This window comes from Streptomyces sp. NPDC090994 (assembly GCF_044768905.1).
Lineage (GTDB): Bacteria > Actinomycetota > Actinomycetes > Streptomycetales > Streptomycetaceae > Streptomyces.
The window spans coordinates 40,797-64,087 of the sequence record NZ_JBIVWS010000008.1; the positions used below are offsets into that span (position 1 = coordinate 40,797).

24 protein-coding genes and 1 pseudogene are annotated in these 23,291 nt (G+C 72.7%); 9 read left to right on the forward strand and 16 right to left on the reverse strand.

What is annotated here, in order from left to right; genetic code table 11:
* Positions 1–305 precede the first annotated feature (305 nt).
* A complete protein-coding gene (locus ACIQR3_RS18880; protein ID WP_403540120.1) occupies positions 306–572 on the forward strand; it encodes a hypothetical protein in 267 nt (88 codons plus the stop codon).
* A 357-nt stretch (positions 573–929) separates the two neighbouring features.
* Here ACIQR3_RS18880 and ACIQR3_RS18885 read toward each other — a convergent pair whose 3' ends face one another.
* Complete coding sequence (locus ACIQR3_RS18885) at positions 930–1,838, reverse strand: LysR family transcriptional regulator (RefSeq protein WP_403540122.1); 909 nt, start codon at positions 1,836–1,838, stop codon at positions 930–932.
* A gap of 83 nt (positions 1,839–1,921) precedes the next feature.
* Between ACIQR3_RS18885 and ACIQR3_RS18890 the strand changes: the two genes are divergently transcribed.
* The gene (locus ACIQR3_RS18890; RefSeq protein ID WP_403540123.1) at positions 1,922–2,380 is read left to right on the forward strand and encodes a tautomerase family protein; all 459 of its coding nucleotides are present in this window, start codon (positions 1,922–1,924) and stop codon (positions 2,378–2,380) included.
* Positions 2,381–2,412: 32 nt separating this feature from the next.
* On the opposite strand, the gene ACIQR3_RS18895 is transcribed toward ACIQR3_RS18890, so the two are convergent.
* Complete coding sequence (locus tag ACIQR3_RS18895; protein WP_403540126.1) at positions 2,413–2,988, reverse strand: GNAT family N-acetyltransferase; 576 nt, start codon at positions 2,986–2,988, stop codon at positions 2,413–2,415.
* Between the two features lie 120 nt (positions 2,989–3,108).
* Here ACIQR3_RS18895 and ACIQR3_RS18900 point away from each other — a divergent pair, with 120 nt between their 5' ends.
* Complete coding sequence (locus ACIQR3_RS18900; protein ID WP_403540128.1) at positions 3,109–3,552, forward strand: DUF3093 domain-containing protein; 444 nt, start codon at positions 3,109–3,111, stop codon at positions 3,550–3,552.
* Positions 3,553–3,576: 24 nt separating this feature from the next.
* Here the strand turns inward: ACIQR3_RS18900 and ACIQR3_RS18905 are convergent, their stop codons facing one another.
* Positions 3,577–3,927 carry a hypothetical protein gene (locus tag ACIQR3_RS18905; protein WP_403540131.1) on the reverse strand — a complete coding sequence of 117 codons (351 nt, stop codon included), beginning with the start codon at positions 3,925–3,927 and terminating at the stop codon, positions 3,577–3,579.
* A 238-nt stretch (positions 3,928–4,165) separates the two neighbouring features.
* Between ACIQR3_RS18905 and ACIQR3_RS18910 the strand changes: the two genes are divergently transcribed.
* Complete coding sequence (locus ACIQR3_RS18910) at positions 4,166–5,644, forward strand: glutamate-cysteine ligase family protein (protein ID WP_215165310.1); 1,479 nt, start codon at positions 4,166–4,168, stop codon at positions 5,642–5,644.
* Positions 5,645–6,127: 483 nt separating this feature from the next.
* Positions 6,128–6,988, forward strand: coding sequence for an inositol monophosphatase family protein (locus tag ACIQR3_RS18915; protein WP_403540134.1), 861 nt, complete (start codon positions 6,128–6,130; stop codon positions 6,986–6,988).
* On the opposite strand, the gene ACIQR3_RS18920 is transcribed toward ACIQR3_RS18915, so the two are convergent.
* A complete protein-coding gene (locus ACIQR3_RS18920; RefSeq protein WP_403540136.1) occupies positions 6,954–7,412 on the reverse strand; it encodes a carboxymuconolactone decarboxylase family protein in 459 nt (152 codons plus the stop codon). The two genes, ACIQR3_RS18915 and ACIQR3_RS18920, sit on opposite strands and share 35 nt — an antisense overlap.
* A 90-nt stretch (positions 7,413–7,502) precedes the next feature.
* Here ACIQR3_RS18920 and ACIQR3_RS18925 point away from each other — a divergent pair, with 90 nt between their 5' ends.
* Positions 7,503–8,483, forward strand: a complete 981-nt coding sequence (locus tag ACIQR3_RS18925; protein ID WP_403540139.1) for a pirin family protein — start codon at positions 7,503–7,505, stop codon at positions 8,481–8,483.
* A gap of 652 nt (positions 8,484–9,135) precedes the next feature.
* Here ACIQR3_RS18925 and ACIQR3_RS18930 read toward each other — a convergent pair.
* The 10 genes from ACIQR3_RS18930 to ACIQR3_RS18975 form a co-directional block, all read right to left on the reverse strand.
* Complete coding sequence (locus tag ACIQR3_RS18930; protein WP_403540142.1) at positions 9,136–9,786, reverse strand: CoA transferase subunit B; 651 nt, start codon at positions 9,784–9,786, stop codon at positions 9,136–9,138.
* Positions 9,786–10,541, reverse strand: coding sequence for a CoA transferase subunit A (locus tag ACIQR3_RS18935; RefSeq protein WP_403540144.1), 756 nt, complete (start codon positions 10,539–10,541; stop codon positions 9,786–9,788). The genes ACIQR3_RS18930 and ACIQR3_RS18935 overlap by 1 nt, the downstream gene beginning before the upstream one ends.
* A gap of 14 nt (positions 10,542–10,555) precedes the next feature.
* Positions 10,556–11,335, reverse strand: a complete 780-nt coding sequence (locus ACIQR3_RS18940; RefSeq protein WP_403540147.1) for an SDR family NAD(P)-dependent oxidoreductase — start codon at positions 11,333–11,335, stop codon at positions 10,556–10,558.
* Positions 11,332–12,090, reverse strand: a complete 759-nt coding sequence (locus ACIQR3_RS18945) for an SDR family NAD(P)-dependent oxidoreductase (protein WP_403540149.1) — start codon at positions 12,088–12,090, stop codon at positions 11,332–11,334. Before ACIQR3_RS18945 ends, ACIQR3_RS18940 begins: the two co-directional genes overlap by 4 nt.
* Positions 12,087–13,058: a fumarylacetoacetate hydrolase family protein gene (locus ACIQR3_RS18950; protein WP_403540152.1), complete on the reverse strand. Its 972-nt coding sequence runs from the start codon at positions 13,056–13,058 to the stop codon at positions 12,087–12,089. The genes ACIQR3_RS18945 and ACIQR3_RS18950 overlap by 4 nt, the downstream gene beginning before the upstream one ends.
* A 784-nt stretch (positions 13,059–13,842) precedes the next feature.
* Positions 13,843–14,781, reverse strand: a complete 939-nt coding sequence (locus ACIQR3_RS18955; protein ID WP_403540154.1) for a VOC family protein — start codon at positions 14,779–14,781, stop codon at positions 13,843–13,845.
* Between the two features lie 10 nt (positions 14,782–14,791).
* The gene (locus ACIQR3_RS18960; protein ID WP_403540157.1) at positions 14,792–15,796 is read right to left on the reverse strand and encodes an amidohydrolase family protein; all 1,005 of its coding nucleotides are present in this window, start codon (positions 15,794–15,796) and stop codon (positions 14,792–14,794) included.
* Positions 15,793–16,923: an FAD-dependent oxidoreductase gene (locus ACIQR3_RS18965; protein ID WP_403540159.1), complete on the reverse strand. Its 1,131-nt coding sequence runs from the start codon at positions 16,921–16,923 to the stop codon at positions 15,793–15,795. The genes ACIQR3_RS18960 and ACIQR3_RS18965 overlap by 4 nt, the downstream gene beginning before the upstream one ends.
* 23 nt (positions 16,924–16,946) lie before the next feature.
* On the reverse strand, positions 16,947–17,909 hold the full coding sequence (locus ACIQR3_RS18970) for a cyclase family protein (RefSeq protein WP_403540160.1): 963 nt from the start codon (positions 17,907–17,909) through the stop codon (positions 16,947–16,949).
* Positions 17,906–18,907 (reverse strand): fumarylacetoacetate hydrolase family protein, encoded by a 1,002-nt coding sequence (locus tag ACIQR3_RS18975; protein ID WP_403540162.1) that lies wholly within the window; start codon positions 18,905–18,907, stop codon positions 17,906–17,908. The genes ACIQR3_RS18970 and ACIQR3_RS18975 overlap by 4 nt, the downstream gene beginning before the upstream one ends.
* A 127-nt stretch (positions 18,908–19,034) precedes the next feature.
* Here ACIQR3_RS18975 and ACIQR3_RS18980 point away from each other — a divergent pair, with 127 nt between their 5' ends.
* Together ACIQR3_RS18980 and ACIQR3_RS18985 are read left to right on the forward strand one after the other, a co-directional pair.
* Positions 19,035–19,964 carry a LysR family transcriptional regulator gene (locus ACIQR3_RS18980; RefSeq protein WP_403540163.1) on the forward strand — a complete coding sequence of 310 codons (930 nt, stop codon included), beginning with the start codon at positions 19,035–19,037 and terminating at the stop codon, positions 19,962–19,964.
* A complete protein-coding gene (locus ACIQR3_RS18985) occupies positions 19,964–20,092 on the forward strand; it encodes a hypothetical protein (RefSeq protein WP_403540166.1) in 129 nt (42 codons plus the stop codon). Before ACIQR3_RS18980 ends, ACIQR3_RS18985 begins: the two co-directional genes overlap by 1 nt.
* Positions 20,093–20,474: 382 nt before the next feature.
* Here the strand turns inward: ACIQR3_RS18985 and ACIQR3_RS18990 are convergent.
* Positions 20,475–21,386: pseudogene (locus tag ACIQR3_RS18990) on the reverse strand (alpha/beta fold hydrolase); the annotation flags it as partial.
* A gap of 275 nt (positions 21,387–21,661) precedes the next feature.
* On the opposite strand from ACIQR3_RS18990, the gene ACIQR3_RS18995 reads away from it, so the two are divergent.
* Positions 21,662–22,249 carry a TetR/AcrR family transcriptional regulator gene (locus tag ACIQR3_RS18995; protein WP_403540168.1) on the forward strand — a complete coding sequence of 196 codons (588 nt, stop codon included), beginning with the start codon at positions 21,662–21,664 and terminating at the stop codon, positions 22,247–22,249.
* Between the two features lie 147 nt (positions 22,250–22,396).
* Here the strand turns inward: ACIQR3_RS18995 and ACIQR3_RS19000 are convergent, their stop codons facing one another.
* Positions 22,397–22,960 (reverse strand): DUF2690 domain-containing protein, encoded by a 564-nt coding sequence (locus tag ACIQR3_RS19000; protein WP_403540169.1) that lies wholly within the window; start codon positions 22,958–22,960, stop codon positions 22,397–22,399.
* Between the last annotated feature and the right edge of the window lie 331 nt (positions 22,961–23,291).

The following is a 23,291-nucleotide window of genomic DNA, read 5'->3' on the forward strand; positions in this document are numbered from 1 at the left end:
CGCTTCGGAGTCTGATGGAGCGGAGTGACGCGGGTGGTGGAGGCTGGGCCGGGCTTCGCGCGGGGCGGACCGTGCGGCCCGTCCCGGCAGATCCGCTTCCCCCACGTGTCCTCGCGGAGCGGCGGTCACAGCACCCGGACGCCGGACCCACAGACTTAGGCAAGGCTAACCACAACTGCCGTGTGCGGCTAGCCCTTCGGGACGGTGGCGGGCGCGGTGGCGGGGGCGTGAAGGCGCGGGGCAGGGGCGCGGGGCCGGGGGCGCGGCAGGTGGCGATGTCAGTGCCGGATGCGAGGCTGACCGTCATGGATGAGGCGGAGTTCATGCGCGGCCGGGTCTACGGAGCCGAGCACGGGGACCCCGGGCCCCGGACCGGCCGTGCGTACGCGCAACTGGTGGGCGGCCCGCTGGACGGCCTGCTCCTGGACGTCACCGGCACGTTCGGGACCGGGGTGCCGGAGAGCGTCGCGCTGCCTACGGAGATAGGCCGCTACGGCCCCGGGGGACGGGCCGTGTACGCGCCCCGGCCGACGGACGGCCGGCGGTTCGACTGGCAGGGGGACATCCGGTGACCACGACCACCCCGCCGGCGCCCCGTGCGACGCCCCGGACGCCCGGCTAGCACCGGACACCTGGCCTGCACCGGCCATCCGGCGTGCACCGGTCATCCGGCCTGCACACCGGTCATTCGGCCTGCACACCGGTCATCCGGCGTGCACACCGGTCATCCGGCGTGCACACCGGTCATCCGGCGTGCACACCGGTCATCCGGCCTGCACCGGACACCTGGCCTGCACTGCACCGGAGACCCAGCCCCCGGACATTCGGCCCGCCCCGGACATTCGGCCCGCGCCGGGGGCTCGGCCCGCGCCGGACCCCCGACCCACAGCGGACACCCGGCCCGCGCCGGACGCGACCGGGGGCGGTGCTCAGCCGCTCAGCCCGGCGGCCTGCCGCCGCAGGGCGGCCGCCAGGGCCTGGGCCGGCGCGGCGACGGCGCCCGGCATCCGTACCAGGCTGACCCGGCGTACCTCTTCGGCGACGCCCGCCACGTCCACCAGGCGCACCCCGGAGGGCAGGACCGGAAGCAGCGCCGGGGTCGCCGTGGTGACACCGGCCCCGGCGGCGACGAGGTGGAGCCTGGTCAGCCAGTCCCGGGCGGTGTGGCGGACCGCCGGGCGTCCGGGCAGCCCCGGCCAGACGCCCAGCAGGGGTTCGTCCGCGCTGCCCGGTCCGGCGATCCACGGCTCCCGCGCGAGCTCCTCGGCGGTGACGTGGCCGCGTGCGCCGAGCGGGCCGTCCGCCGGCACCGCCACGGCCAGCCGCGTCCGAAGCAGCGGCTCGGCCCGCAGCGGCGGGTCCTCCGTGTCGGGGGAGCGGTGCGGTGGCCGGGAGGACAGCACGGCGAGATCCAGGGTGCCCGCGCGCAACGCCCGCACCAGCGACGGGGTCGTGCCCTCACGGGTCGTCACCCGCACCCGGGGGTGGTCCCGGCGCAGCGCGGCCAGCGCCCCGGCCACGACCACCGGTCCGGCGGGAGGGAAGAAACCGAGGCGGACGACGCCGCCGTCGGTCGCCGCGCCGTGCAACTCCTCGTCGGCGGCGGCCACCGCGTCCAGCGCGACGACGGCGTGCCGCAGCAGCGCGCGCCCCGGACCGGTGAGCCGCACACCCCCGGGGTGGCGGTCGAAGAGCCGGACGCCGGCCGCCTGTTCCAGCCCCGCCACCTGCCGGGAGACGGCCGACTGCGTGTACCCCAGCGCCTCCGCCGCAGCCGTGAACGTGCCCCGCTCCGCCACCTCGCGCAGCACCCGCAGCCCGACCAGTGTCATCTCCATGGGATCACCATGAGCAGACAGCATAGGGGGCATGCGAACCATTCGTTGGCGGAATGCCCCGCGCGGCTCGTAGCGTGACGGACATGCCTCTGACGAACGTGTATCTGCGCAAGGGAACGACTGCCCAGTACCGGCGGGACGTCTCCCTCGGCATCCACCGGGCCATGGTCGACGTGCTGGGAATCCCCGAGGACGACCAGTTCCACGTCTTCCACGAAGTCGGCCCCGACAACTTCCACATGCAGCCGGTGGCCTTCGGCCTGCCGCGCGGGGAACGCGCCATGTTCCTCCAGTTCTCCTTCAACCACCGCCCCGCCGAGCAGAAGACGGCGCTCTTCGCGGCCGTCGTCGACAACCTGCGACAGTGCCCCGGAGTTCCCGAGGAGGACATCCTGATGACCGTGATCGAGACGGCGCGCGAGAACTGGTGGGCCGCGGGCCGCGTCGTCGACCCCGCCACCGGCTACGACGAGCGCATGGCAGCGCCCGCGTCCACCCCGACGCCGGATACGGCGACGGCCGAAGGGGCGGACGTGCGCTGACGGCGGCCGGCCCGGCGGACGCCCCGGTGCGTTCAGCGCCGCAGGTCGAGCCGCATCAGCACCCGGGGATGGCCGGCCAGCACCGACGTGGTGTCGGCGGCGTGGGTGAACCCGGCGCGTTCGAAGTTCTTGCGGATCCCCGCGTACGCCATCGTCATGTCGACCCTGGCGTCCCCGTTGTCGAGGGGATACGCCTCGATCACCGGGGCGCCGTGGGAGCGGGCGAAGTCCACGGCACCGGCGATGAGCGCGTGCGAGACGCCCTTCCCGCGGTGCCCGGGGCGTACCCGGACGCACCACAGCGACCAGACCGGCAGGTCGTCGACGTGCGGGATCGTGCGGCTGCGGGCGAAGGAGGTGGCCGACCGCGGGGCGACGGCGGCCCAGCCGACCGGCTCGTCACCGTCGTACGCCAGCACCCCGGGCGGTGGATCGGCCCGGCACAGTCCGGCGGCGTACGCGCCGCGCGCCGGGCCCCGCAGCTCGTTGTTGAGCTTGGAGGGGACGCGGTGGCTCAGGCACCAGCAGACGGTGGCGTCCGGCGACTTCGGGCCGAGCAGGGCCCGCATGTCCTCGAAGACCGAGGCGGGGCGTACGTCGAGGGTCATGAACGCCACGATGCCACGGCCGGGTGCCGTCGCCACCGCCCCGCCCGCCTGCCCGAAGCCACCGCGGCCGGCGGTGTCCCCGACCTCGTTCCGCGGTCAGGGCCTGACAAGGTAATGGGTATGCGTCTGTACGAAGAACGTCTCGCCGTGCCCGGCACCTGGTTCTGGCTCAGCGCCCTGCCGGGAGCGATGACCGCCGCCGTCCTGCTGCCGTTCGGACCCGCCGCCGCGCTCGGCGGCCTCGCGGTCACCGTCGCGCTGACGGCCCTGGGACTGTACGCCTACGGCTCCGCCGCCATCGTGGTGACGGGCGGTCACCTCACGGCGGGCGGGCTGCGCTACCCCCTGACCTCGCTCGGCATGGTGGAGATCCTGGACGCCGAGGAGGCGTTCCTGTGGCGCACCCGGCGGGCCGACGTGTCCGCGGCGATGCTGCTGCGCGGCTACGTCCCGACCGCCGTGCGCATCGAACTCGACGACCCGGACCGCCCCGCGCCCTACCTCTACCTCTCCACCCGCCGGCCCGCCACGCTTCTCGCGGTACTGTCCTTCGCGCGCCGCTGACGGCACGGGGAGGCACCCGGTGGTTCAGGCCGCCGCGGCGAAGCTGCCGGCGATCGCCGTGTCCGTGCGGGCGTGCACCACCAGCCGCGGCCCGCGGGTGCTGCCGTCGGCCTCCAGCAGACGGCGCAGCGGCGCGCTGTGGGTGACCACGGACATGAGGACGCCGAGCCGGGCGCAGAACTGATGGGCCCGGAGCACGGCACTGACCGCCGCGCTGCCCGCCGCCCGGTCGTCGATGACGACGACCACCGGGCTCGGCCGGTGGGCGTCGACCAGATCCGTGATCCGGCTCGCCAGGCCGGCCCGGCCGCCGATCCCGGGGTCCCGCTCCACCGTGATGACCAGCACCTCGTGCTCCAGACGGTACGACAGCATGGCAGCCTCCGATCCCCACCGTTCATGCCCGGTGTCTCCGGCAGTGAGAGTGCCCCGGGAAACGCCCACGATGCCCCGCGGTCTCGGACGCGTACGCCGGCGGCCCCGCGCCGCCGGTCACCCGGACGGCGTACGGCACCGGCCCCGGGCCGGGCCGACGGCCCGCCGGCGGGTCCGCCCCGTCTGGTGGGAGTCGTCCGGCGGTGCGACGCTGGGAGGAGAACCCGGAAGGAAGCCGATGGGACGGGACGTTCCGGCTCTGGTCTTCACCCGAGAGGACCGCCGCCGCTACCGCATCAAGATGCAGGAGTGCCTCGACGCGTTCGCCCAGATGCTGCGCGAGTCACGGTTCGAGTCGGGGCGGCCCCAGGTGGGCCTGGAGATCGAACTGAACCTGGTCGACGCGGAGGGCGAGCCCGCGATGCGCAACAGCGACGCGCTGGAGGCGATCGCGGACCCGGCCTGGGACACCGAGCTGGGCCGCTTCAACCTGGAGGTCAACATCCCGCCGCGCAGTCTGACGGCGGGCGGTCCCGACGCCTGGGAGTCCGAGATCCGGGCCGCGCTGAACCACGCCGACGAGCGCGCCAGGTCGGTCGGCACCCAGCTGATCATGACCGGCATCCTCCCCACCCTCCGCCAGGAGGACGCCGGTGACGCCGCCCTGTCGGAGAACCCGCGCTACCGCCTGCTCAACGACCAGATCTTCGCGGCCCGCGGCGAGGACCTGCGCATCGAGGTGGACGGGGACGACCGGCTGCGCACCTACGCGGACACCATCACGCCGGAGGCGGCCTGCACCAGCACGCAGTTCCACCTCCAGGTGTCACCTGACGAGTTCGCCGGCTACTGGAACGCGGCCCAGGCGATCGCCGGCGTCCAGGTCGCGCTGGCCGCCAACTCGCCCTTCCTCTTCGGCAAGGAACTCTGGCACGAGACCCGCATCCCCCTCTTCGAGCAGGCCACCGACACCCGCCCCGAGGAGATCAAGGTGCAGGGCGTACGGCCCCGGGTCTGGTTCGGGGAACGCTGGATCACCAGCGTCTTCGACCTCTTCGAGGAGAACCTGCGCTACTTCCCGGCCCTGCTCCCGCTGTGCGACGAACAGAGCCCCACCGAGACACTCGACCGCGGCGACATCCCCGAACTCGGCGAACTTACCCTGCACAACGGCACCATCTACCGCTGGAACCGCCCCGTCTACGCCGTCGCCGGCGACCGCCCGCACGTACGCGTGGAGAACCGCGTCCTGCCGGCCGGCCCCACCGTCGCCGACACCCTCGCCAACGGCGCCTTCTACTACGGACTCACGCGCGCCCTGGTCGAGGAGGAACGCCCGGTGTGGTCCCGGATGTCCTTCGCGGCGGCGGAGGAGAACCTGCACGCCGCGGCCCGGCACGGCATCGAGGCACGGCTGTACTGGCCCGGAACGGGCGAGGTGCCCGTCGCCGAACTCGTCCTGCGCCGGCTGCTGCCGCTGGCCCACCACGGTCTCGGACTCTCCGGCATGGACGCGGCCTGGCGCGAGCCGCTGCTCGGCGTCATCGAGCAGCGGTGTGTCACCGGCCGCAACGGGGCGACGTGGCAGAAGGAGATGTTCCACCACATCCGCGCCTCGGCCCACTGCGACCGCCACGAGGCGCTGCGGCTGATGACCTTGCAGTACATCGACTACATGCACCTCAACGCCCCGGTGCACACCTGGCCGGTCGACTGACGCCGCCGCCGGCCCACCGATGTCCCGGCCCACCCGGCGGCCCGGACCCCATCCGGCCCCGCCCCGGGCTGCCGCGACCGGCCCCACTGACGGCCACCGTGCCGACGACGCACGGCACCCATGCCCGAATCCGCAGGTGGCAGCCCCTGTCGTCATGGTGATCTCAAGCGCGGAGGCCGAAGCCGAAGCAGGCGAAAAAAGGGGAGCCGACCACTTGCCGCGGTCCTGGGCCTCGCGGCGCACGCACGGCGTGATACCACTGCACTCGGCCGTGGCCCTGCTCACCTCGGGCGCCGCCCGCCCCGCCGGGCTCACCGACCGGGGCGGCCCGCCTTCCGGGGTCCCGCGCCGACCCGGTCGCCGTCACCGCCGACGCCGGCCGGCCCACCGTACGCAGGCCCCTGCTCGCGGCGGAGTCCCGGGACGGCGACGCGCCCCGGTCTCCGTCGCCCGGCTCCCCAGCACCCCAGGACGGTGACCACTGTGACGACACGCACCACCACTGCCGCCACCGACCCGGCCGTCCACCCGGCCCTCACCGCCGCCGCGCGCGCCGCCCTCGACGCCTATACGGCCGCCCGCGCCGCGTACGACCGCACCACCCTCGCCGAGTCCGTGGCGACCGGCGCCGACGGCACCCCCACCATGCGCATCGACCGCCTGGTCGAGGACGCGGTGATCGACGCGCTGCGCCCGCACGGCGTCAACATCCTCTCCGAGGAGAGCGGATGGCTCGACCACGGCAGCGCCGTGTCCCTGGTCATCGACCCCCTCGACGGTTCCGCCAACGGCGCCGCCGGGGTCCCGCTGACCGCGTTCGCCGCCGCCGTGGCGGTCGACGGCGAGTTCACCGAGGCGTACACGGTGTGGCTCGACACCGGCCGCGCCTGGTGGGCCCACCGCGAGCAGCCGGTCCCGTACCGCACCTCCGGCCGCCGGGAACTGTCCGGTGCGGCCCTGTCCCTGCTCCGCCCGCACACGGCCGAGCCGGGTCCGGCCGCCGCCTGGTGGGCCGCCGCCTCCCGCGCCGCCCGGGTCCGCATCCTGTCCACCACCTGCCTGGAGGCCGCGCTGGTCGCCGAGGGTGCCACCGACGCCTTCGCCGACGCCTGCTCCGACACCCACCGGCTGGTGGACCTGGCCGCGGCGGCCGTCATGGTGCCGCGCGCCGGGGGAGTGGTCCTCGACGCCCGGGGCCGCCCCCTGGTCTTCGACACCGACCTCACCCGCCGCTGGTCGGGCATCGTCGCCGCCACCCCGGAACTGGGCGCCGAACTGGCCGGCGTACTGACCACGGCGGCGGACGCGGTCAGCGCTCCGGCGGCACCGGATGCCGGCTCATGACGGAGACCCGGTTGAACGCGTTGATGGTCACCGCGATCCAGATCACCGCCGATATCTGCGCGTCGGTGAGGACCGCGCGGGCCGCGGCGTAGGCGACGTCCTGCGCGGGGAGGTCGGCCGGCGCGGTGGTGGCCTCCGCCAGCCCGAGCGCCGCGCGCTCCACGTCGTCGAACAGCCCGGCCTCCCGCCAGGCGGCCAGCACACCGAGCCGCTGCGTCGTCTCACCCGCGCGCAGCGCCGCGCGGGTGTGCACGTGCAGACAGAAGGCGCAGCCGTTGATCTGCGACACCCGCAGGTTGACCAGCTCCACCAGGGTCCGGTCCAGCCCCGCTTCGTCGGCGACCGCCCGGACCGCCTCCGACGTGCGCACCAGCGCCCGGTACGCCTCGGGGCTCTGCTTGTCGATGAAGACACGGCTGCTCAACTCGGACTCCCTCGGAGGCGCCGCCGCTGCCGGGGCGAGCGGGCAAGTGATTGAAGATGAAAGTAGCATGAGGGGCGGAGGTGGTCATCGATGAGCAACGTCGAGACGGAACCCGCACGGACCCGCTGCGGACCCGCGAAGGACGACGGCGAACGGCCGGAGGAAGGCCGCGTCGACGTCCTCACCCCGCGCGACGTCCCCCTGGGCGGTCCGCGGGCCATGACGGTCCGCCGCACCCTGCCGCAGCGGGCCCGGTCCCTGATCGGCGCCTGGTGCTTCGCCGACCACTACGGCCCCGACGACGTGGCCCGCACCGGCGGCATGGACGTCGCGCCCCACCCCCACATCGGCCTGCAGACGGTCAGCTGGCTGTTCAGCGGTGAGATCGAACACCGCGACAGCCTCGGCACCCACGCCTACGTCCGCCCCGGCGAGCTCAACCTGATGACCGGCGGCCACGGCATCTGCCACTCGGAGGTGTCCACCCCCCGGACCACCGTTCTGCACGGCGTCCAGCTCTGGGTGGCCCTTCCGTCCGAACACCGCGACACCGAGCGGGACTTCCAGCACTACGCACCCGAACCCGTACACGTCGACGGAGCGGAGATCAGCGTCTTCCTCGGCTCCCTGGCCGGTTCCGTCTCACCGGTACGGACCTTCACGCCCCTCCTCGGTGCCGAAGTCACCCTCGCCCCGCACACCACGGTCACCCTGCCCGTCGACCCCGCCTTCGAGCACGGCCTCCTGGTCGACCAGGGCGAACCGCACCTGAACGGCACCGCGTTGCACCCCGCCGAACTGGGCTACGTGCCCCCCGGCACCGACACCCTGACCCTCCACAACGACTCTTCCGGACCGTCCCGCACGGTCCTGCTCGGCGGGCCGCCGTTCCAGGAGGAGATCATCATGTGGTGGAACTTCATCGCGCGGTCGGCCGAGGAGATCGTACAGGCGCGTGAGGACTGGGCGGAGGGGCGACGATTCGGTCGGGTGGAGGGGTACGACGGCGAACCCCTGCCCGCCCCGGTGCTGCCCAACGTGCCGTTGAAACCACGCGGAAACAGGCGATGAGCTGCGTAGAGGTCCTGCTGGGCCGGTGTGCCTGGGTGCGCCCCTGGTGACTCACCGCCAGAGCCATGATCGGAGCAGAGCGAGGGTGCCGGTGAAGGCTCGACCGTGTTGAAGGGCGAGCATCACGTGGGCAGGATCGCGATCGCGGGGTGGCCTCCACCAGGAACGGGGTGTCTACGGCATGTCCCCCGCCGGTTACCGCCCTCGTGTTCGCCGTCAACGCGCTGGCCATCATGGGCGCGTCCGCGCTCGTGTTCACCGCCATGCTCGGTTTGGGCCTCATCACCACGCCCTGCGGCCCTGTTCACCCGGCAGCGAACATGGGGCGACCAGGTCCGACGAGGCCGGGTCCGGGCGGGGCGGCAGCGTTGTCGGCGGGTTGACTGCCCGTGGCCGTGCGATCCGCTCACGTAGGTGTCAACGTGCCTGGCCCGGAGGCCCGGGCCGCCTGGTACCGGTGGGGACCGGTTGGTCTTCGGGCTGGGGGTGGTCCTCGCATTCCGGCTCGAAGGCTCCGGCCTCAAGGGGACCAAGTCCCTCGGCTCTCGTCGACGAGTCCGTGCGAAGCCCCCGAAGCCAACGGTCTCCGCCGGGTGAGGAGCCGCCACATCACGCACGCGCACCGGCTCCGGGGAGCCGGTGCGCTTCGCGTTCAGCAGGCGGTCGTGAGGCTGTCCGGACGCAGCGGCGCGCCGGTGCGCGCGGTGATGTCCTCGACGGTGACGCCCGGGGCCGTCTCCACGAGGGCGAGACCCTCCTCGGTGACGTCGATGACGCCGAGGTCGGTGATGACGCGGTGGACGCACCTTTCACCGGTGAGGGGGAGCGCGCACTCCTGGACGATCTTGGGGCTGCCGTCCTTGGCGGTGTGCTCCATCAGCACGATGACGCGGCGGGCGCCGTGCACGAGGTCCATCGCGCCGCCCATGCCCTTGACCATCTTGCCGGGGATCATCCAGTTGGCCAGGTCGCCGCGTTGCGACACCTGCATGGCGCCGAGGACGGCGGTGTCGACGTGGCCGCCGCGGATCATGCCGAAGGAGAGCGCCGAGTCGAAGAAGGAGGCGCCGGGCAGGACGGTGACGGTCTCCTTGCCCGCGTTGATCAGGTCGGGGTCGACCTCGTCCTCGTACGGGTAGGGGCCGGTGCCGAGGATGCCGTTCTCGGAGTGCAGGACGACGTGCACCCCGGGCGGGAGGTGGCCGGGGATCAGGGTGGGCAGGCCGATGCCCAGGTTGACGTAGGAGCCGTCGGTGAGTTCGGCGGCGGCGCGGGCGGCCATCTGAGCGCGGGTCCAGGACATCAGGAACGTACCGTCCTCTTCTCGATGGGCTTGTCGGCGGCCTGCGCGGGACTGAGCGTGACGACCCGCTGCACGTAGATCCCGGGCAGATGAACGTCCTCCGGGGGCAGTTCGCCGGGTTCGACGAGTTCCTCGACCTCGGCGATCGTGACGCGTCCGGCCATCGCGGCGAGGGGGTTGAAGTTGGCGGCGGCGCGGCGGAAGCAGAGGTTGCCGTGCCGGTCGCCGCGCCAGGCCCGTACGAGGGCGAAGTCGGTGGTGATCCCGTGTTCCAGGACGTACGGGCGTCCCCCGAACTCCCGGGTCTCCTTGAGCGGAGACGTGACGGCCACCGTGCCGTCGGGGGCGTACCGCCAGGGCAGGCCGCCCTGGGCGACCTGGGTGCCGACGCCGGCCGGGGTGTAGAAGGCGGGGATGCCCGCGCCGCCGGCGCGCAGCCGTTCGGCGAGGGTGCCCTGCGGGGTCAGTTCCACCTCCAGTTCGCCGCTGAGGTACTGGCGGGCGAACTCCTTGTTCTCGCCCACGTAGGAGCCGGTGACGCGGGCGATCCGGCCGGCCGCGAGGAGGACGCCGAGACCGCGGCCGTCCGTGCCGCAGTTGTTGGAGACGACCTGGAGCCCGGCCGTCCCCTGGACGTACACGGCGTCGATGAGGGCGGCGGGGACGCCGGAGAGACCGAAGCCGCCGACGGCGAGCGAGGCGCCGTCGGGGATGTCGGCGACCGCCTCGGCGGCGCTGTCGCGGACCTTGTTCACGTGCGGGATTCCTTTCAGGTGATGGCGCCGGGCAGCACGGTGGACCACCCACCGTCGACGACGAGGTTGACGCCGGTGATGTACGCGGCCTCGTCGGAGGCCAGGAAGACGGCCGCGTTCACGACGTCCTCGGGCAGACCCAGCCGCCCGAGCGGGACGTGGCGGGCGGTGCCGCGCATCGGGTGGTCGTCGGCGAGCAGGTTGGCGCGGGAGCCGTCCGTGTCGATCAGGCCGGGGCTGACGCAGTTGGCGCGGACGCCGTACGGGGCGCCCTCCGCGGCGAGCTGGCGAGTGAGCGCGATCACGGCGCCCTTGGCGGCGGAGTGGGCGGTGCGCGGGTTGGTCAGCGAGCCGGTGAGTCCGGCGGTCGAGCCGACGGTCAGGACGCAGCCTCGGCTGCGTATCAGGTGCGGCCAGGCCGCCCGGACCGTCAGCCACACGGAGTCGAGTTCGGCGCGCAGGGTGAAGGTGAAGTCCTCGTACGACTGGTCGGTGAGCGCCCCGAAGCGGACGGCTCCGGCGTTGGCGTAGACGATGTCGACGCCGCCGAACGCGTCCACGGCCTCCTCGGTCCAGGACCGCACGGAGGCCTCGTCGGTGACGTCCAGCGGGCCGGGGGTGAGGATGGTGCCGCCCTCGCGGGCGACCAGCCGCTGGGTCTCCATGGCCTCCTCGTGGAGCAGATCGCCGCCGACGACCAGCGCGCCCTCTGCGGCGAACCGCAGAGCCGCCGCCCGGCCCTGGCCGCGGGCGGTGCCGGAGATCAGGGCCACCTTGCCGTCCAGCCGCTTCATCCGCCGGCCTCCGCGGCGAGCAGGGCGTCGGAGACGGACTTGACCCCGCCGTGCGCGGTCAGGCCGCCGTCCACGGGGATCTCGGCACCGGTGATGAACGACGCGTCGTCCGACAGCAGGAAGACGACCAGGGGCGCCACCTCGCCGGCGGTGCCGGTGCGGCCGAGCGGCGTCTCGCGGACATTGGCCTCGCGGAACGCCGGGGCGGCGGAGGCGGTCATCTCGGTCTCGATGTAGCCGGGGTGGATGGTGTTGACGCGGATGCCGCGCGGGCCCAGTTCCAGAGCAGCCGTCTTCGACAGTCCTCGCAGGGCCCACTTGCTGGTGGTGTAGGCGACCGGGTAGTGGGCGGTGAGGGCCGCCGAGGAGCCGACGTTGACGATGGAGGAGCCGGCCGGCATGAGCGGCGTGAAGTGCTGGATGCCGAGCAACGGGCCGGTGACGTTGACGGCGTGGACGCGCGCCATGTCCTCGGTCCGGACGTCACCGACCCGCGCGCGCCAGGTGACACCCGCGTTGTTCACCAGGCCGTGCACCTGCCCGTACGACTCCCGCAGCTCGGCCGCGAGTTCGGCCCAGTCCTGCTCGCTGGTGACGTCGAGCCGGCGGCAGCCGGGCGCGTCGGTGACGTCGGTGGCGATGACACGGGCACCCTCCCGGATGAGGGCCTCGGCCTCGGCGGCGCCCTGACCGCGGGCGGCACCCGTGACGACGACGACCTTGCCGAGCAGCCTCTTGGGGCGCAGGTCGCTCACGGCCGCTCCCGGCTGCGCCGCCGGCCGGTCGGGAGCGGTACGGGCTCCGGGCCGGGGACGACGGTGTTCGTCAGGGTGCCGATGCCCTCGACAGTGAGGGTGACGGTGTCGCCGGGCTTGAGCGGCGGCGGGGTCTGCTCGCCTCGCCGTCCCCAGAGTTCGGCGAGGCAGCCGCCGTTGCCGCAGGTGCCCGAGCCGAGGACGTCACCGGGGACGACCCGGGTGCCGCGGGAGGCGTAGGCGGTCATCTCCTCGAAGGTCCAGCTCATGTTGGACAGCAGGTCCTCGCCGACCTTCTCACCGTTGATCTCGGCGGTGAGCGCCAGGCGCAGGAAGCCGTCGCTGTCCCGGTAGGGCTCCAGCTCGTCGGCGGTGACCAGGTACGGGCCGAGGGTGGTGGCGGTGTCCTTGCCCTTGCAGGGGCCCAGGCCCACCTTCATCTCCGCGCCTTGCAGGTCACGGGCGGACCAGTCGTTGAAGACGGTGTAGCCGACGATGTGGTCGCGGGCCCGCTCGGGGGTGAGGTCCCGGCCCTCTCGCCCGATCACCGCGCCCACCTCCAGCTCGAAGTCCAGCACGGCGGAGCCGGGCGGCATCGGAATGTCCTCCCGGTGGCCGTAGACCGCGTGCGGGTTGGTGAAGTAGAAGGTCGGGGCCGCGTACCACTGCTCGGGCACCCCGGCGACGCCGTCGACGGACCGGCGTACACCTTCGACGTGCTCCTCGAAGGTGACGAAGTCCCGTACCGACGTGGGCCGGAGCGGCGCGAGCAGCCGTACCTCGGAGACATGCGGACCGGGCGGAACGTCGAGTGCCTCCCGGCCGGCGGCGAGCAGTGCGGGCAGGCCGTCGGCCTCCGTGAGCAGGGCGGACAGAGAAGAGACGCCCGGCAGCGGGTAGAGGGTGCCGTCGTCCTCGACGACGGCCACCCGGTGGCGGTGGCGGTGCTCGTAGGCGGCGAAACGCATGGTGTGACTCCAGTGGGAGGGTCGGTCAGCCGAGCGGGATGCGCATGAGGTCGTGGCCCACGGTGGACGAGGCGCTCGGGCATGCCCTGCTTCTCGAACCACGACGTGTCGACCACCTCGTGGACCAGGAGGGCGCAGCCCCGGGCCAGGGCGACGAGTTCGTCGCTGCGGGTGGTGTCGCCGGAGAAGACGACGGAACCGTGCCCGGTGTCGAACCGGTAGGCGTAGGACGGCGACATGTTGCCGTGCGGGATCCTGGTCGCCATGACCTTCAGCCGGGGTGTGCCGAGGACGGCCCCCACCGTCCCCCACCGCGCGGGCAGTTCGGTCACGTCGAGCATGGAGAGTCAGGAGGATGCCCTTGAGCGACGGCATGGAGAGTCCCGCCCGCAAGTACTGCGTCACGGCGCCCCGCCCGCAGTCCACCAGGTAGGTGTCGCCGTCGACGGTCACGGCGGAGGCGATGCCCGCCCTGTCTCCGTACGGCGGAGGGCCGCCCGCCGTACCCGGCAGCTGCACCACGGCGCCCATGTCCGGCCGCCGCGCGCCGGCCTCTGCCGCCGCGGCGGCCTGCGGGGCGGCGGCGAGCGCGGTGCCGGCGGCTCCGCCGGCCGGCAGGCCGCGACGGGACAGGCGGGTGGTGCGTGTGGTCATGGGGCGGTTCCTTCCATCGTCGTCGATGCGGGAGCCGTGGGGGTGCGGAGGGCAGGCCGGGGCCGGGGACGCGACGGTGTGCGCCAGGGCGTGGACAGCACGGTCGCGTCCCCGGGACGGGGGAGCCGGCTCAGACCGGCGGGGCGATGAAGACGCCGCGGTCGGGGTCGTTGAAGGACTCCTTGGCGACCAGTTCGTTCATGGGGTTGGCAGTGCCCCACTGGTCGGTGACCTCGGGCTGGGAGAAGTCGTACACGTGCGGGTGCCAGGTGTCCTCGTCGAGGATCTCCAGCTCGGTGGTGTACTCGACGGTGTTGCCGTGCGGGTCGAGGAAGTACGTGAACGTGTTGTCCCCGGCCATGTGCCGGCCCGGTCCCCAGATCTTCCGGAAGCCGGCGCGCATCACCCGTCCCGAGCCGCGCATGTACTCGTCCAGGCCGCGCATCTCGAAGGAGACGTGGTGCAGGGCGGTGTGCGGGCCCTGGGCGATGGCCATCGAGTGGTGCTGGTTGCTGATCCGCATGAAGTGCATGACCTCGCCCATGTGCGGGGAGGACAGCGTGTCCGACAGGGCGAAGCCGAGGTGGCGCTCGTACCACTCGCGGGTGCGGTTCAGGTCGGGGGAGTTGAGGACGACGTGGGAGAGCTTGACCGGGATGGCCTCCTTCTCCTCGATCTTGCGGTGCTGCCGGACCTCGACGTCGGCGGAGACCTCGATGGTGCGGCCGTCGACGTCGAAGAACCGGAAGCCGTAGCCGCCGCCGGGGGTGTCTACCGTGCCGGGCCGGGTGATCAGCTGCACGCCGCCGGCCAGCAGCCGCTCGGCGAGCGTGTCGACGTCGGCGGCCGAGGCGGCCCCGTAGGAGACCAGGTCGAGGCGCTTCTCCTCGGCCTTGCGCAGCCGCACGACGTACTGCTCGGGGGAGCCCTCGGCGGCCAGGAAGGAGATACCGGAGTCCTCGGCGACCTTGGTCAGGCCCCAGACGCCGGCGTAGAAGTCGAGCTGCTTGTCGTAGTCGGGCACGGCCAGGTCGACGTGCCGCAGGTGGGTGAGCAGACGTGCACTCATGGGTTCCTCCTCAGACGAGGGTGAGGTTGAGCAGGGTCGCGGCGTTCCGGCCGCGTACGGCATCGAGGTCGGCCTCGGACAGGCGGGCGGCACGCAGGGCGCCGACCGGGTCCTCGGTCCCCATGTCGAAGGGGAAGTCGGAGCCGAGCAGCACCCGGTCGGCGCCGGCGACGCGGACCAGCTCCCGCAGCACGTGCGGATCGTGCACGAGGGAGTCGAAGTACAGCCGCTTCAGATAGCTGCTGGGCAGGTGGGCGCAGCCGGCGCCCGCGTCGGAGCGGGCCGACCAGGCGTGGTCGGAGCGGCCGATGTGGGTGGGCAGGTAACCGCCGCCGTGCGCCGCGATCAGCTTCAGCCCGGGGTGGCGGTCGAGTACGCCGGAGAAGATGAGGTGCGAGAGCGCGACGGCGTTCTCCACCGGCTGGCCGACGGTGTTGGACAGGTACCACTGGTCCAGGCGCTCGTCGAGCGTGCACCCGAAGGGGTGCAGGAAGAGGATCGCGCCGGTCTCCTCGGCCCGGGCCCAGAAGGGCTCGTAGGCCGGGTCGGACAGCTCCCGGCCGGGTGCGTGGCTGGAGACCTCCACCCCGGCCAGCCCCTGTTCGAGGGCGTGTTCGAGGGCGCGCACCATGTGGTCCGGGTGCTGGAGCGGCACCAGGCCGAGCCCGCGCAGCCGGTCGGGCGCCTTCGCGCAGTGCGCGGCCGTCGCCTCGTTGGCCAGCCGGTACACTTTCTCGGCCGTCTCCGGGTCCGCCCAGTAGTGGTAGTGCGAGGGAGAGGGGCTGACCAGCTGCACGTCGACGCCCTGGGCGTCCATCGCGGCCAGGCGCAGGGCGACGTCGGTCATCCGGGGGATGCGTTCACGGACCATGGGTCCGCTGACCGCGAGTGCCGCCGACCCGTTGCGCCGGGCGTCCAGCTCCTTGGCCTCCGCCAGTCCCGGCAGGCCGGCCACGAGTGATTCGACCTCGGGCAGCAGGAGGTGCGCGTGCACGTCGATGGTGGGCCGGTTCATGGCAGTTCCCTGAGCATGGTCATGGTGCGGGCCATCAGGCCGGGCACGTCGGCGTCCCGGACCCCGTCGAGCTGCCACTGCCCGATCTGCACGGACGCCTCCACGACCGGGCGGACGCGGGCGATCCGCCGCTCGTAGTACGCCTGGAACAGCGCGTCGTCCCAGCTCTCGGAGGCGGTCAGCAGTTGCGCGAGCACCCAGGCGTCCTCCAGGGACAGGGCTGCGCCCTGGGCCAGGGTGGGCGGGCAGCAGTGGGCGGCGTCGCCGATCAGCACGACCCGGCCGCGGTGCCAGGAACCCTCGACCAGCATCCGGTCGAACCAGGTGTAGTTGACCTTCGCCGGGTCGGTGATGTGCTCGGTGATCTCCGGCCAGAAGCCGCCGTAGGCGGAGGCGAGGCGTCGCATCTCCTCGGCGTACGACTCGGGAGGTATGGAGGCGCGGTCGCGGTTGGCCTCGACGACGTAGGCGTAGAGGGTGGTCTCGCTGGTGGGGCAGTACCCGGCGATGTAGGCGGGGCCGCCGTAGGCGAGGTCGGTCCGCTCCACCCCGGCCGGACGCGGGGCGGCGATGCGCCAGATGGCCATGCCGGTGGGCTCGGGCTTGTCGGTGATTCCGATCGCGGCGCGGGTGGTGGAGCTGAGGCCGTCGGCGGCGATCACCAGGTCGTACCGGTGCTCGGAGCCGTCGGAGAGCCGGACGTGGACACCGTCGGGGTCCTGGTCGAGGATCTCGGCGGTGGTGCCCAGGCGGACCGACGCGCCACTGGCCCGCACCGCCTCGATGAGGATCTGCTGGAGCTGCGGGCGCTGCATGCCGACGGTGGCGGGCAGGCCGTCGCCACCGGTGCGCAGGTCGTCCTGCGCGTGCAGGACGGTGCCGTCGGGGGCGGTGATACCGATGGAGCCGAAGCCGAAGCCGGACTCCTTCACCTGCTCCCAGACACCGAGTTCGCGCAGGACGCGCAGGGCGTTGCCCTGAAGGGTGATGCCGGAGCCGGCGGTGGCGTTCCAGTCGTCCTTGGCCTCGACGAGGTCCACCGAGTAGCCGGCGCGGCGCAGCAGGACCGTGACGGCGTTGCCGGCCGCACCTCCGCCGATCACCAGGACCGTACGGGTTTTGCTCATGGGGAACTCCCTTGTTCCTATGGCTACTTGACGGCGATCGGGTTGACGGGGGAGCCGACCGCGCCGGTGATGGGCAGCGGAGCGGCGGTGAGCCAGAAGGCGTACTCGCCGTCGGCCGCGCAGTCCTCGGCGAGCGCGTCCGGGTCCCACATCTCGCCGATCAGCAGACCCATGTTGGGGATGGCGATCTGGTGCAGCGGCTGGAAGGCGTGCTCGAACTCGTTGGGCCGGACCTCGAAGCCCCAGGTGTCGGTGGCGATCGCGGCGATCTCGGTACGGTGCAGCCAGCCGGCCGAGGTGAACGACAAGCCGGGCGCCGGCCCGCCGGCGTACTCGCCCCAGCCCTCGCGCCGCACCCGGGACAGCTGCCCGGTCCGTACGACCACGATGTCACCGCGGCCCACCGTCACCCCGTGCGCCTCGGCGGTCGCCGTCAGGTGCTCCTCGGTGATCGCGAACCCGTCGGGCAGTTCCCCGTCGGTGCCGATCACCCGGCCGACGTCCAGCAGCACGCCGCGCCCGGCGACGTGCGGGGCCATGTGCTCGATGCCGGTGACGAGGTCGCCGTCCGAGGTGACCGTGCGCGCCGCGTCCCGCCCGTTCCACGCCTTGCCGTGGTCGAAGATGTGCCCGAGCCCGTCCCACTGCGTGGAGCACTGCAACGGCATCGCGATCACGTCGTCGGCGCCGCCCAGGCCGTGCGGGAACCCCTGGTTGCCGGCGGCGGCGTCGGTGCCGGTGTCCAGCATGGTGTGCACCGGGTTGGTCCGGCGCCGCCAGCCCTTCTGCGGGCCGTCCATGTCGAACCGCTGCGACAGGGAGAAGCTGACGCCCCGCCGGATCAGCGCAGCACCTTCACGGCGCTTGGCCTCGTCGAGGAAGTTGAGCGTGCCGAGCACGTCGTCCTCGCCGAAGCGGCCCCAGTTGGAGTACGCCTTGGCGGCCCGGGCGATCGAGCCCTCGGGGTCCGTGCGGTCCAGGGTCACCGGGCCGCCTCCGCCACGCAACGGGTGCGCTGGGCGCCGAGTCCGGTGATGGAGGCGTCCATCACGTCGCCGTCGCGCAGCAGCCGGCCCCAGTGCATGCCGTTGCCGGCGGGGGAGCCGGTGAGCACCAGGTCGCCGGGGAGCAGATGGGCGGTCTGCGAGGCGTAGGAGACCATCCGGGCGACGTCGAAGATCATGTCCTTGGTGGACTCGTCCTGCATGTTCTCGCCGTTGAGCTTCAGCGTGAGGCGCAGGTCGCCCGGGTCCGCGATCGACGCGGTGGGCACGATCCAGGGGCCGAGCGGGGTGAACCCGGGGGCGTTCTTGCTGCGCAGCCAGTCGGTGCCGATCTGCGGCATGTCCCGGCGGAAGACGGTGGCGCGGTCGGTCAGGTCGTTGGCGATCGTGTACCCGGCGACGTGGTCCAGTGCCTCCTCTACGGAGACCCGGTGGGCCGGCCGGCCGATGACCGCCGCCAACTCCAGTTCCCAGTCGGGCTTCTCGGCCCACGCGGGCAGCACGACGTCGTCGTACGGCCCGGTGATCGCGCTCGGCAGACCGATGAACACGTACGGCAGGTCCTCGGCCGCCCGCCGGTCCATGATCTCCGCCGCCTCCGCCCGCCGCTCCTCCTCGGGCCGGTCGTCGCCCGGGGCGCGGTGCGCGACGTGCAGGTCGATCACGTGCTGCCGGTAGTTCGCCCCCGACTGGAACACCTGGCGCGGCTCCACGGGAGCGTGCACCCGGAAGTCCGCCAGCGGCTTCCGCTCCGGCCCGCCGTCCTCGGCCAGCGTCCGCAGCCGGGGGAGGGCCGCCGTCCAGCTCTCCAGAAGACTCCGGACGGTCAGTCGGTCATCGTCGAGAGCGGCCCGCAGGTCGAGTACCCGGGCGTCGGGGGTGACCAGGGCAGGGAACGTGGGCCCGTCCGGGGCCGAGAGCGTGGCGAGGGCGAACGGTCCTGCGAAGAGCGTGGACGCGGGTTCGGGTTTCACGGACATGTCCTCCTGATTGCGGTGGGACTAATCTGGACCCGCCACCCACGATCAGGGAAATTGCTTCCATGGATGACGAGCATCCATGACGTGAATTACTCCTGGTCAGCGCCGCACCGCAAAGGGAAGCCCCGTGAATCTGGCCCGCCTCGACCTCAACCTCGTCGTCGCCCTGCGTGCGCTGCTGGAGGAGCGCAACGTCACCCGTGCCGGGCAGCGCATCGGTCTCAGCCAGCCCGCCATGAGTGCCGCCCTGGCCAGGCTGCGCCGCCACTTCGACGACGAGCTGCTCGCCCGTGTCGGCGGCCACTACGAGCTGACCGCCCTCGGCCAGGTCCTCCTGGACCGCACTTCCACCGCCTATGACCTGCTCGAACGTCTCTTCGCCAGCCAGGCCACGTTCGACCCGGCAGCGGAGAGCCGTGAGTTCAAGCTCGTCGCCTCCGACTACGCCGTGGCCGTCTTCGGTACCGAACTCGCCCGCGTCGTGCACGAGGAGGCGCCCGGGATCCGGCTGCGCTTCAGCCAGACTCCGACCAGCGTGGTCGACGACACCGCCACCCTGCTCAGCACCACCGACGGGCTGCTCATGCCGCACGGCGTCATCAGCGGCTTCCCCGCCGCCGACCTCTACCGGGACCGCTGGGTCTTTCTCGTCGCCGACGATCACCCCAGCGTCGACGACCGGCTCACCCGGCACGACCTCGCCCGCCTGCCGTGGGTCACCTACCAGCGCACCTACGACGCCCCGGCGGTACGCCAACTGGGCATGCTGGGCGTCGAACCGCGCGTCGAGGTCTCCGTCGACAGCTTCCAGCTGCTGCCCCTGCTCATCGCCGGTACCCGGCGCATCGCCCTCGTCCAGGCCCGCCTCGCCCGCCTCCTCGCACCGCTCGCCGCCGTGCGCGTGGTGGAGCCGCCGTACGAGGCGGTCCCGCTGCGCGAGGCGCTGTGGTGGCATCCGGTGCACACCCACGACGCCGCCCACATCTGGCTGCGGGAGACGGCCGCCCGGGTCGGCAGGCGCATGGCCGACGTGTACGAGGCCGGGGACCCGTCCTGATGGGGTCCTCCGCCTGCCGGCAGGCCCTCCTGCTCGGCGCGGGCCTGGTGGTCGCCGCCGCTTGCGCCGCGGCCCTGTGCTGTCTCCGCTTCCCGCACCACCTCGCCCCGCGCTCCCGGGCCGCCTGACACCACCGCCTTCCAAGGAGTCCCGCCATGTCCCGTGGCCGGAGAACTGGTTGAACAGCGATCCGCCCGTCACTTCCGCGGGAGCAGCCGATTCGGACGCGTCGAACGCCTCGCGGGCCGCGAGCGCACCGCGGCATCACTGGTTGTCGTCGTGCTCTCCGGCACCTCCCCGGATGGCGTCCTCGGCGTAGGGGTCCAGGATGGGTTCGATGCGCTGCTTGTCGTTTTCCTTACCGAACTCGGGCAGGGAGTGTCGCAGAGCGCGTCGATCTGCGTCGGCCCGAGCGTTCGGCATCGGCTGCTTCAGCCCTTCGCTGTCGTGGACGCCGGCGGCCGGGACGCCGACGATGCGGGGCGGACCGCTCGCACCTGAGCGGTGTCGGTCGCCGTCGGCGATGAAGTCGGCTATCGCGGCAGCGACGGCTTCGGGCTGCTCGTCGGGGATGAAGTGCCCGGCGCCGGGCACGATGACTCCGGTGGTGGCGTCGGCCCATGGGCTGATGGAGGCCGCCATGTCCGGGATGGAGCCGTGGCTGCTGGACATCCCGAGGACGGGCAGGGTCAGGTGCCGCCGGTCGAGCGCCTGGTGGTTCCTGCGCGCCGACTCGGCGGCGTCCCGGTAGTAGGCGAGGGAGGCGCGGAGGCCGCCGTCGGCGGCGAGGGCCGCCGCGTAGTGGTCGAGGTCGGCGTCGTCGAACGTGCCGGGATCGAGGGCCTTCGCCTTCAGGAACCAGTCGACGTACTCCCGTTCGCGGCCGGTGAGCAGCGTCTCGGGCAGGTCGGGCACGAGGTGGAACGCGAAATGCCAGGTCTTCCACGCCTGGGCGGGGTCGGTGGGAATCGCCTCCGGAAGGGTGATGCCGGGGATTCCGGCGTCGAGCAGGGCGACCCCGCGCAGGTGACTCTCGTAGTCGAGGGCGAGGGAGAAGGCGACCCAGGCGCCGATGTCGTGGGCGGCCAGCCAGTAGGCCGGCACTCCGAGTGCCTTGACGGCGGCGTGGACGTGGGCGGCGACCGTGTGGGTGTCGTAGCCGCGCTCCGGGCGCTCGGAGTGCCCCTGGCCCGGCAGGTCGACCGCGATGACGCGGAACCGGCCGGCGAGGCCGGGCATGACCTTGCGCCAGGCCCGCCAGGTCTGCGGGAACCCGGCGAGCAGGACGACAGCCGGACCGTCCGGTCGGCCGCCTTCGACGGCATGGAGGCGGATGCCGTCCGCGTCGACCCAGCGGTGGATGAAACCGGCCAGGTCGTGCAGGGGCAGGTCAGGGACGGGATTGCCTGCGGAGACGGTCATGGGGTCCTCCAACGGTGTCGGGGTGTGCTGGTCCGGCGGTCCGGCGGTCCGGCGGTCCGGCCGAGGGCCGGGCCCGTGAGGGCGATGCGGCTGACGAGGGCGGCCAGTGCGGTGCTCGGCGGTGGGGGTGGGGCGCCTGCCGCGCGCCGTCCCGGTCTGCGGGGGACGCCCGGTCACGATCATGCCTGGGAGGCTAACACGTCTTGAAACGGTCAGTTCAAGATAGGATGGCGGGCAGCGACGGGAACACCGACACACCAGCAGGGAAGTGCCACGTGGCAGGCAAGAAGCAGTTCGACATGGACACGGTGCTCGACGCTGCGATGATCCAGTTCTGGCGCGCCGGCTACGCCGACACCTCGGTCGACGACCTGTCCCGGGCCACCGGCCTGAACCGCAGCTCGATCTACTCCTCGCTCGGCGACAAGGACACGCTGTTCCTGCGCTGCCTGGATCGTTACGCCACGCGCTACGGCGAAAAGTACGCCGCCGCCCTGGCGAGTGCGGTCTCCGAGCCCGTTGCGGCGGTCCGCGCGTTCTTCGACGTCACCCTTGAGCGCATCGCCGATCCCGAACTGCCCGACGGCTGCCTGATTGCCCAGTCGGCCATGGCGATTCCCGTGCTGAGCCCGGCCGTCGCGGCGCACGCCAGGCAGGCGCTCGGCCTCCAGCGCCTGCGTCTGCGCGCCGCGTTGGAGGCGGGCCGGATGACCGGCCAGGACGCCGAGGCGTTCGCTGTGCACGTGGCGGCCGTGAACCAGTCCCTCGCTGTCATGAGCAGAGCCGGGGCGAGTCCGGCACAGCTCCTGGCCATCGTCGACGTGACCGTCGACGCGCTCTCGCAGGCGTCGCACGGGCGCTGACGGCGATCACCACGGTGGTGGTGACGACGGTGGTGGTGACGACGGTGGTGGTGACGACGACGCTCGTCACGAGCTGACGCCTCGGGAGCCGCGCCGGGGCGCGGCTCCCGAGGCGTCAGGGGCCCGCTGGTCGTCCTCGGCGTGCGGTCACTGCCACGCGGTCGCCTCGGTCCCGTGGACGCAGTAGTAGTCGTACGTGCTCTTGCCGCCGGGCTTGGGGACCGCGCAGGCGGTGACCTCGAACTCGCCGTCGCCCACCCGCACCATGTGGGTGTACTGGTCGTCGCCGTAGTCGATCTCGGCGGTGCGCTTGGCGCCCCCGGTCGCCTCGACCGTGACCAGGTCCCCCTTGCTGCCGCGCTCGATCTTCGCCCACACCGCCTGGCACTCCTCGCTGTAGCGGAGCTGGAGTTCGGCGGGGTTCCCGGCGGCCGGCTTGAACGTGCGCGCGTCGCCGTCGCAGCCCTGCTTGCCGGGGTTCTTCCCCTCGCATGCCTCACCCGGGCAGGTCGGTTCTTCCAGGAACGTGTTGATGACGTGCTCCCCCAGCGGGGACAGGACGGCAGCCGCCACGGCGCTGACGATCGCCACGGCGTAGGCCACGGTGGTCGCGCTGTTCCACCTGCGCCCGCCCTCGGGCCGGCGGTCGGACGGCCGCGTGGCCGGCTCGGGGGGCGTCGCGGAGCTGTTGTCGGTGCTGCTCGTCGTCATGGGACCGCCTTGGTGCTCTGGACGGGGAGGGAGAACTCACCCCGCGGTGTCAGGGGAGCGGCGCGGATCGGGATGCACGCGCGGCATGCGCGGCTCACGCGTTCCCCCTGCTCACGCGCCTTTTGCCTGGGCAACGACCCCCGCCGTGCCGGGTAACGGGGCGCGCGGTCGCCCCGCGAGGTGTGAAGCCGGAGCGTGACCACCCGGCGCGACACCCCGGACGACCGGCGCACGGCCCCGGCCCGCCGTCGCCGTCGACCGCCAGAAAAAGTCCGTGAGATTGCTGTGCATATTGTTAACAATCTTGTAGCGTGCGTCTCGCCTCGGCCCC

Coding starts and splice junctions, on each gene's coding strand:
- ACIQR3_RS18955 (WP_403540154.1), bottom strand. CDS start 14,781: ATGAGTGCACGTCTGCTCACCCACCTGCGGCACGTCGACCTGGCCGTG.
- ACIQR3_RS18960 (WP_403540157.1), bottom strand. CDS start 15,796: ATGAACCGGCCCACCATCGACGTGCACGCGCACCTCCTGCTGCCCGAG.
- ACIQR3_RS18925 (WP_403540139.1), top strand. CDS start 7,503: ATGAGCAACGTCGAGACGGAACCCGCACGGACCCGCTGCGGACCCGCG.
- ACIQR3_RS18905 (WP_403540131.1), bottom strand. CDS start 3,927: ATGCTGTCGTACCGTCTGGAGCACGAGGTGCTGGTCATCACGGTGGAG.
- ACIQR3_RS18940 (WP_403540147.1), bottom strand. CDS start 11,335: ATGAAGCGGCTGGACGGCAAGGTGGCCCTGATCTCCGGCACCGCCCGC.
- ACIQR3_RS18885 (WP_403540122.1), bottom strand. CDS start 1,838: ATGGAGATGACACTGGTCGGGCTGCGGGTGCTGCGCGAGGTGGCGGAG.
- ACIQR3_RS18890 (WP_403540123.1), top strand. CDS start 1,922: ATGCCTCTGACGAACGTGTATCTGCGCAAGGGAACGACTGCCCAGTAC.
- ACIQR3_RS18910 (WP_215165310.1), top strand. CDS start 4,166: ATGGGACGGGACGTTCCGGCTCTGGTCTTCACCCGAGAGGACCGCCGC.
- ACIQR3_RS18880 (WP_403540120.1), top strand. CDS start 306: ATGGATGAGGCGGAGTTCATGCGCGGCCGGGTCTACGGAGCCGAGCAC.
- ACIQR3_RS18895 (WP_403540126.1), bottom strand. CDS start 2,988: ATGACCCTCGACGTACGCCCCGCCTCGGTCTTCGAGGACATGCGGGCC.
- ACIQR3_RS18930 (WP_403540142.1), bottom strand. CDS start 9,786: ATGTCCTGGACCCGCGCTCAGATGGCCGCCCGCGCCGCCGCCGAACTC.
- ACIQR3_RS18965 (WP_403540159.1), bottom strand. CDS start 16,923: ATGAGCAAAACCCGTACGGTCCTGGTGATCGGCGGAGGTGCGGCCGGC.
- ACIQR3_RS18985 (WP_403540166.1), top strand. CDS start 19,964: ATGGGGTCCTCCGCCTGCCGGCAGGCCCTCCTGCTCGGCGCGGGCCTG.
- ACIQR3_RS18950 (WP_403540152.1), bottom strand. CDS start 13,058: ATGCGTTTCGCCGCCTACGAGCACCGCCACCGCCACCGGGTGGCCGTC.
- ACIQR3_RS18900 (WP_403540128.1), top strand. CDS start 3,109: ATGCGTCTGTACGAAGAACGTCTCGCCGTGCCCGGCACCTGGTTCTGG.
- ACIQR3_RS19000 (WP_403540169.1), bottom strand. CDS start 22,960: ATGACGACGAGCAGCACCGACAACAGCTCCGCGACGCCCCCCGAGCCG.
- ACIQR3_RS18975 (WP_403540162.1), bottom strand. CDS start 18,907: ATGTCCGTGAAACCCGAACCCGCGTCCACGCTCTTCGCAGGACCGTTC.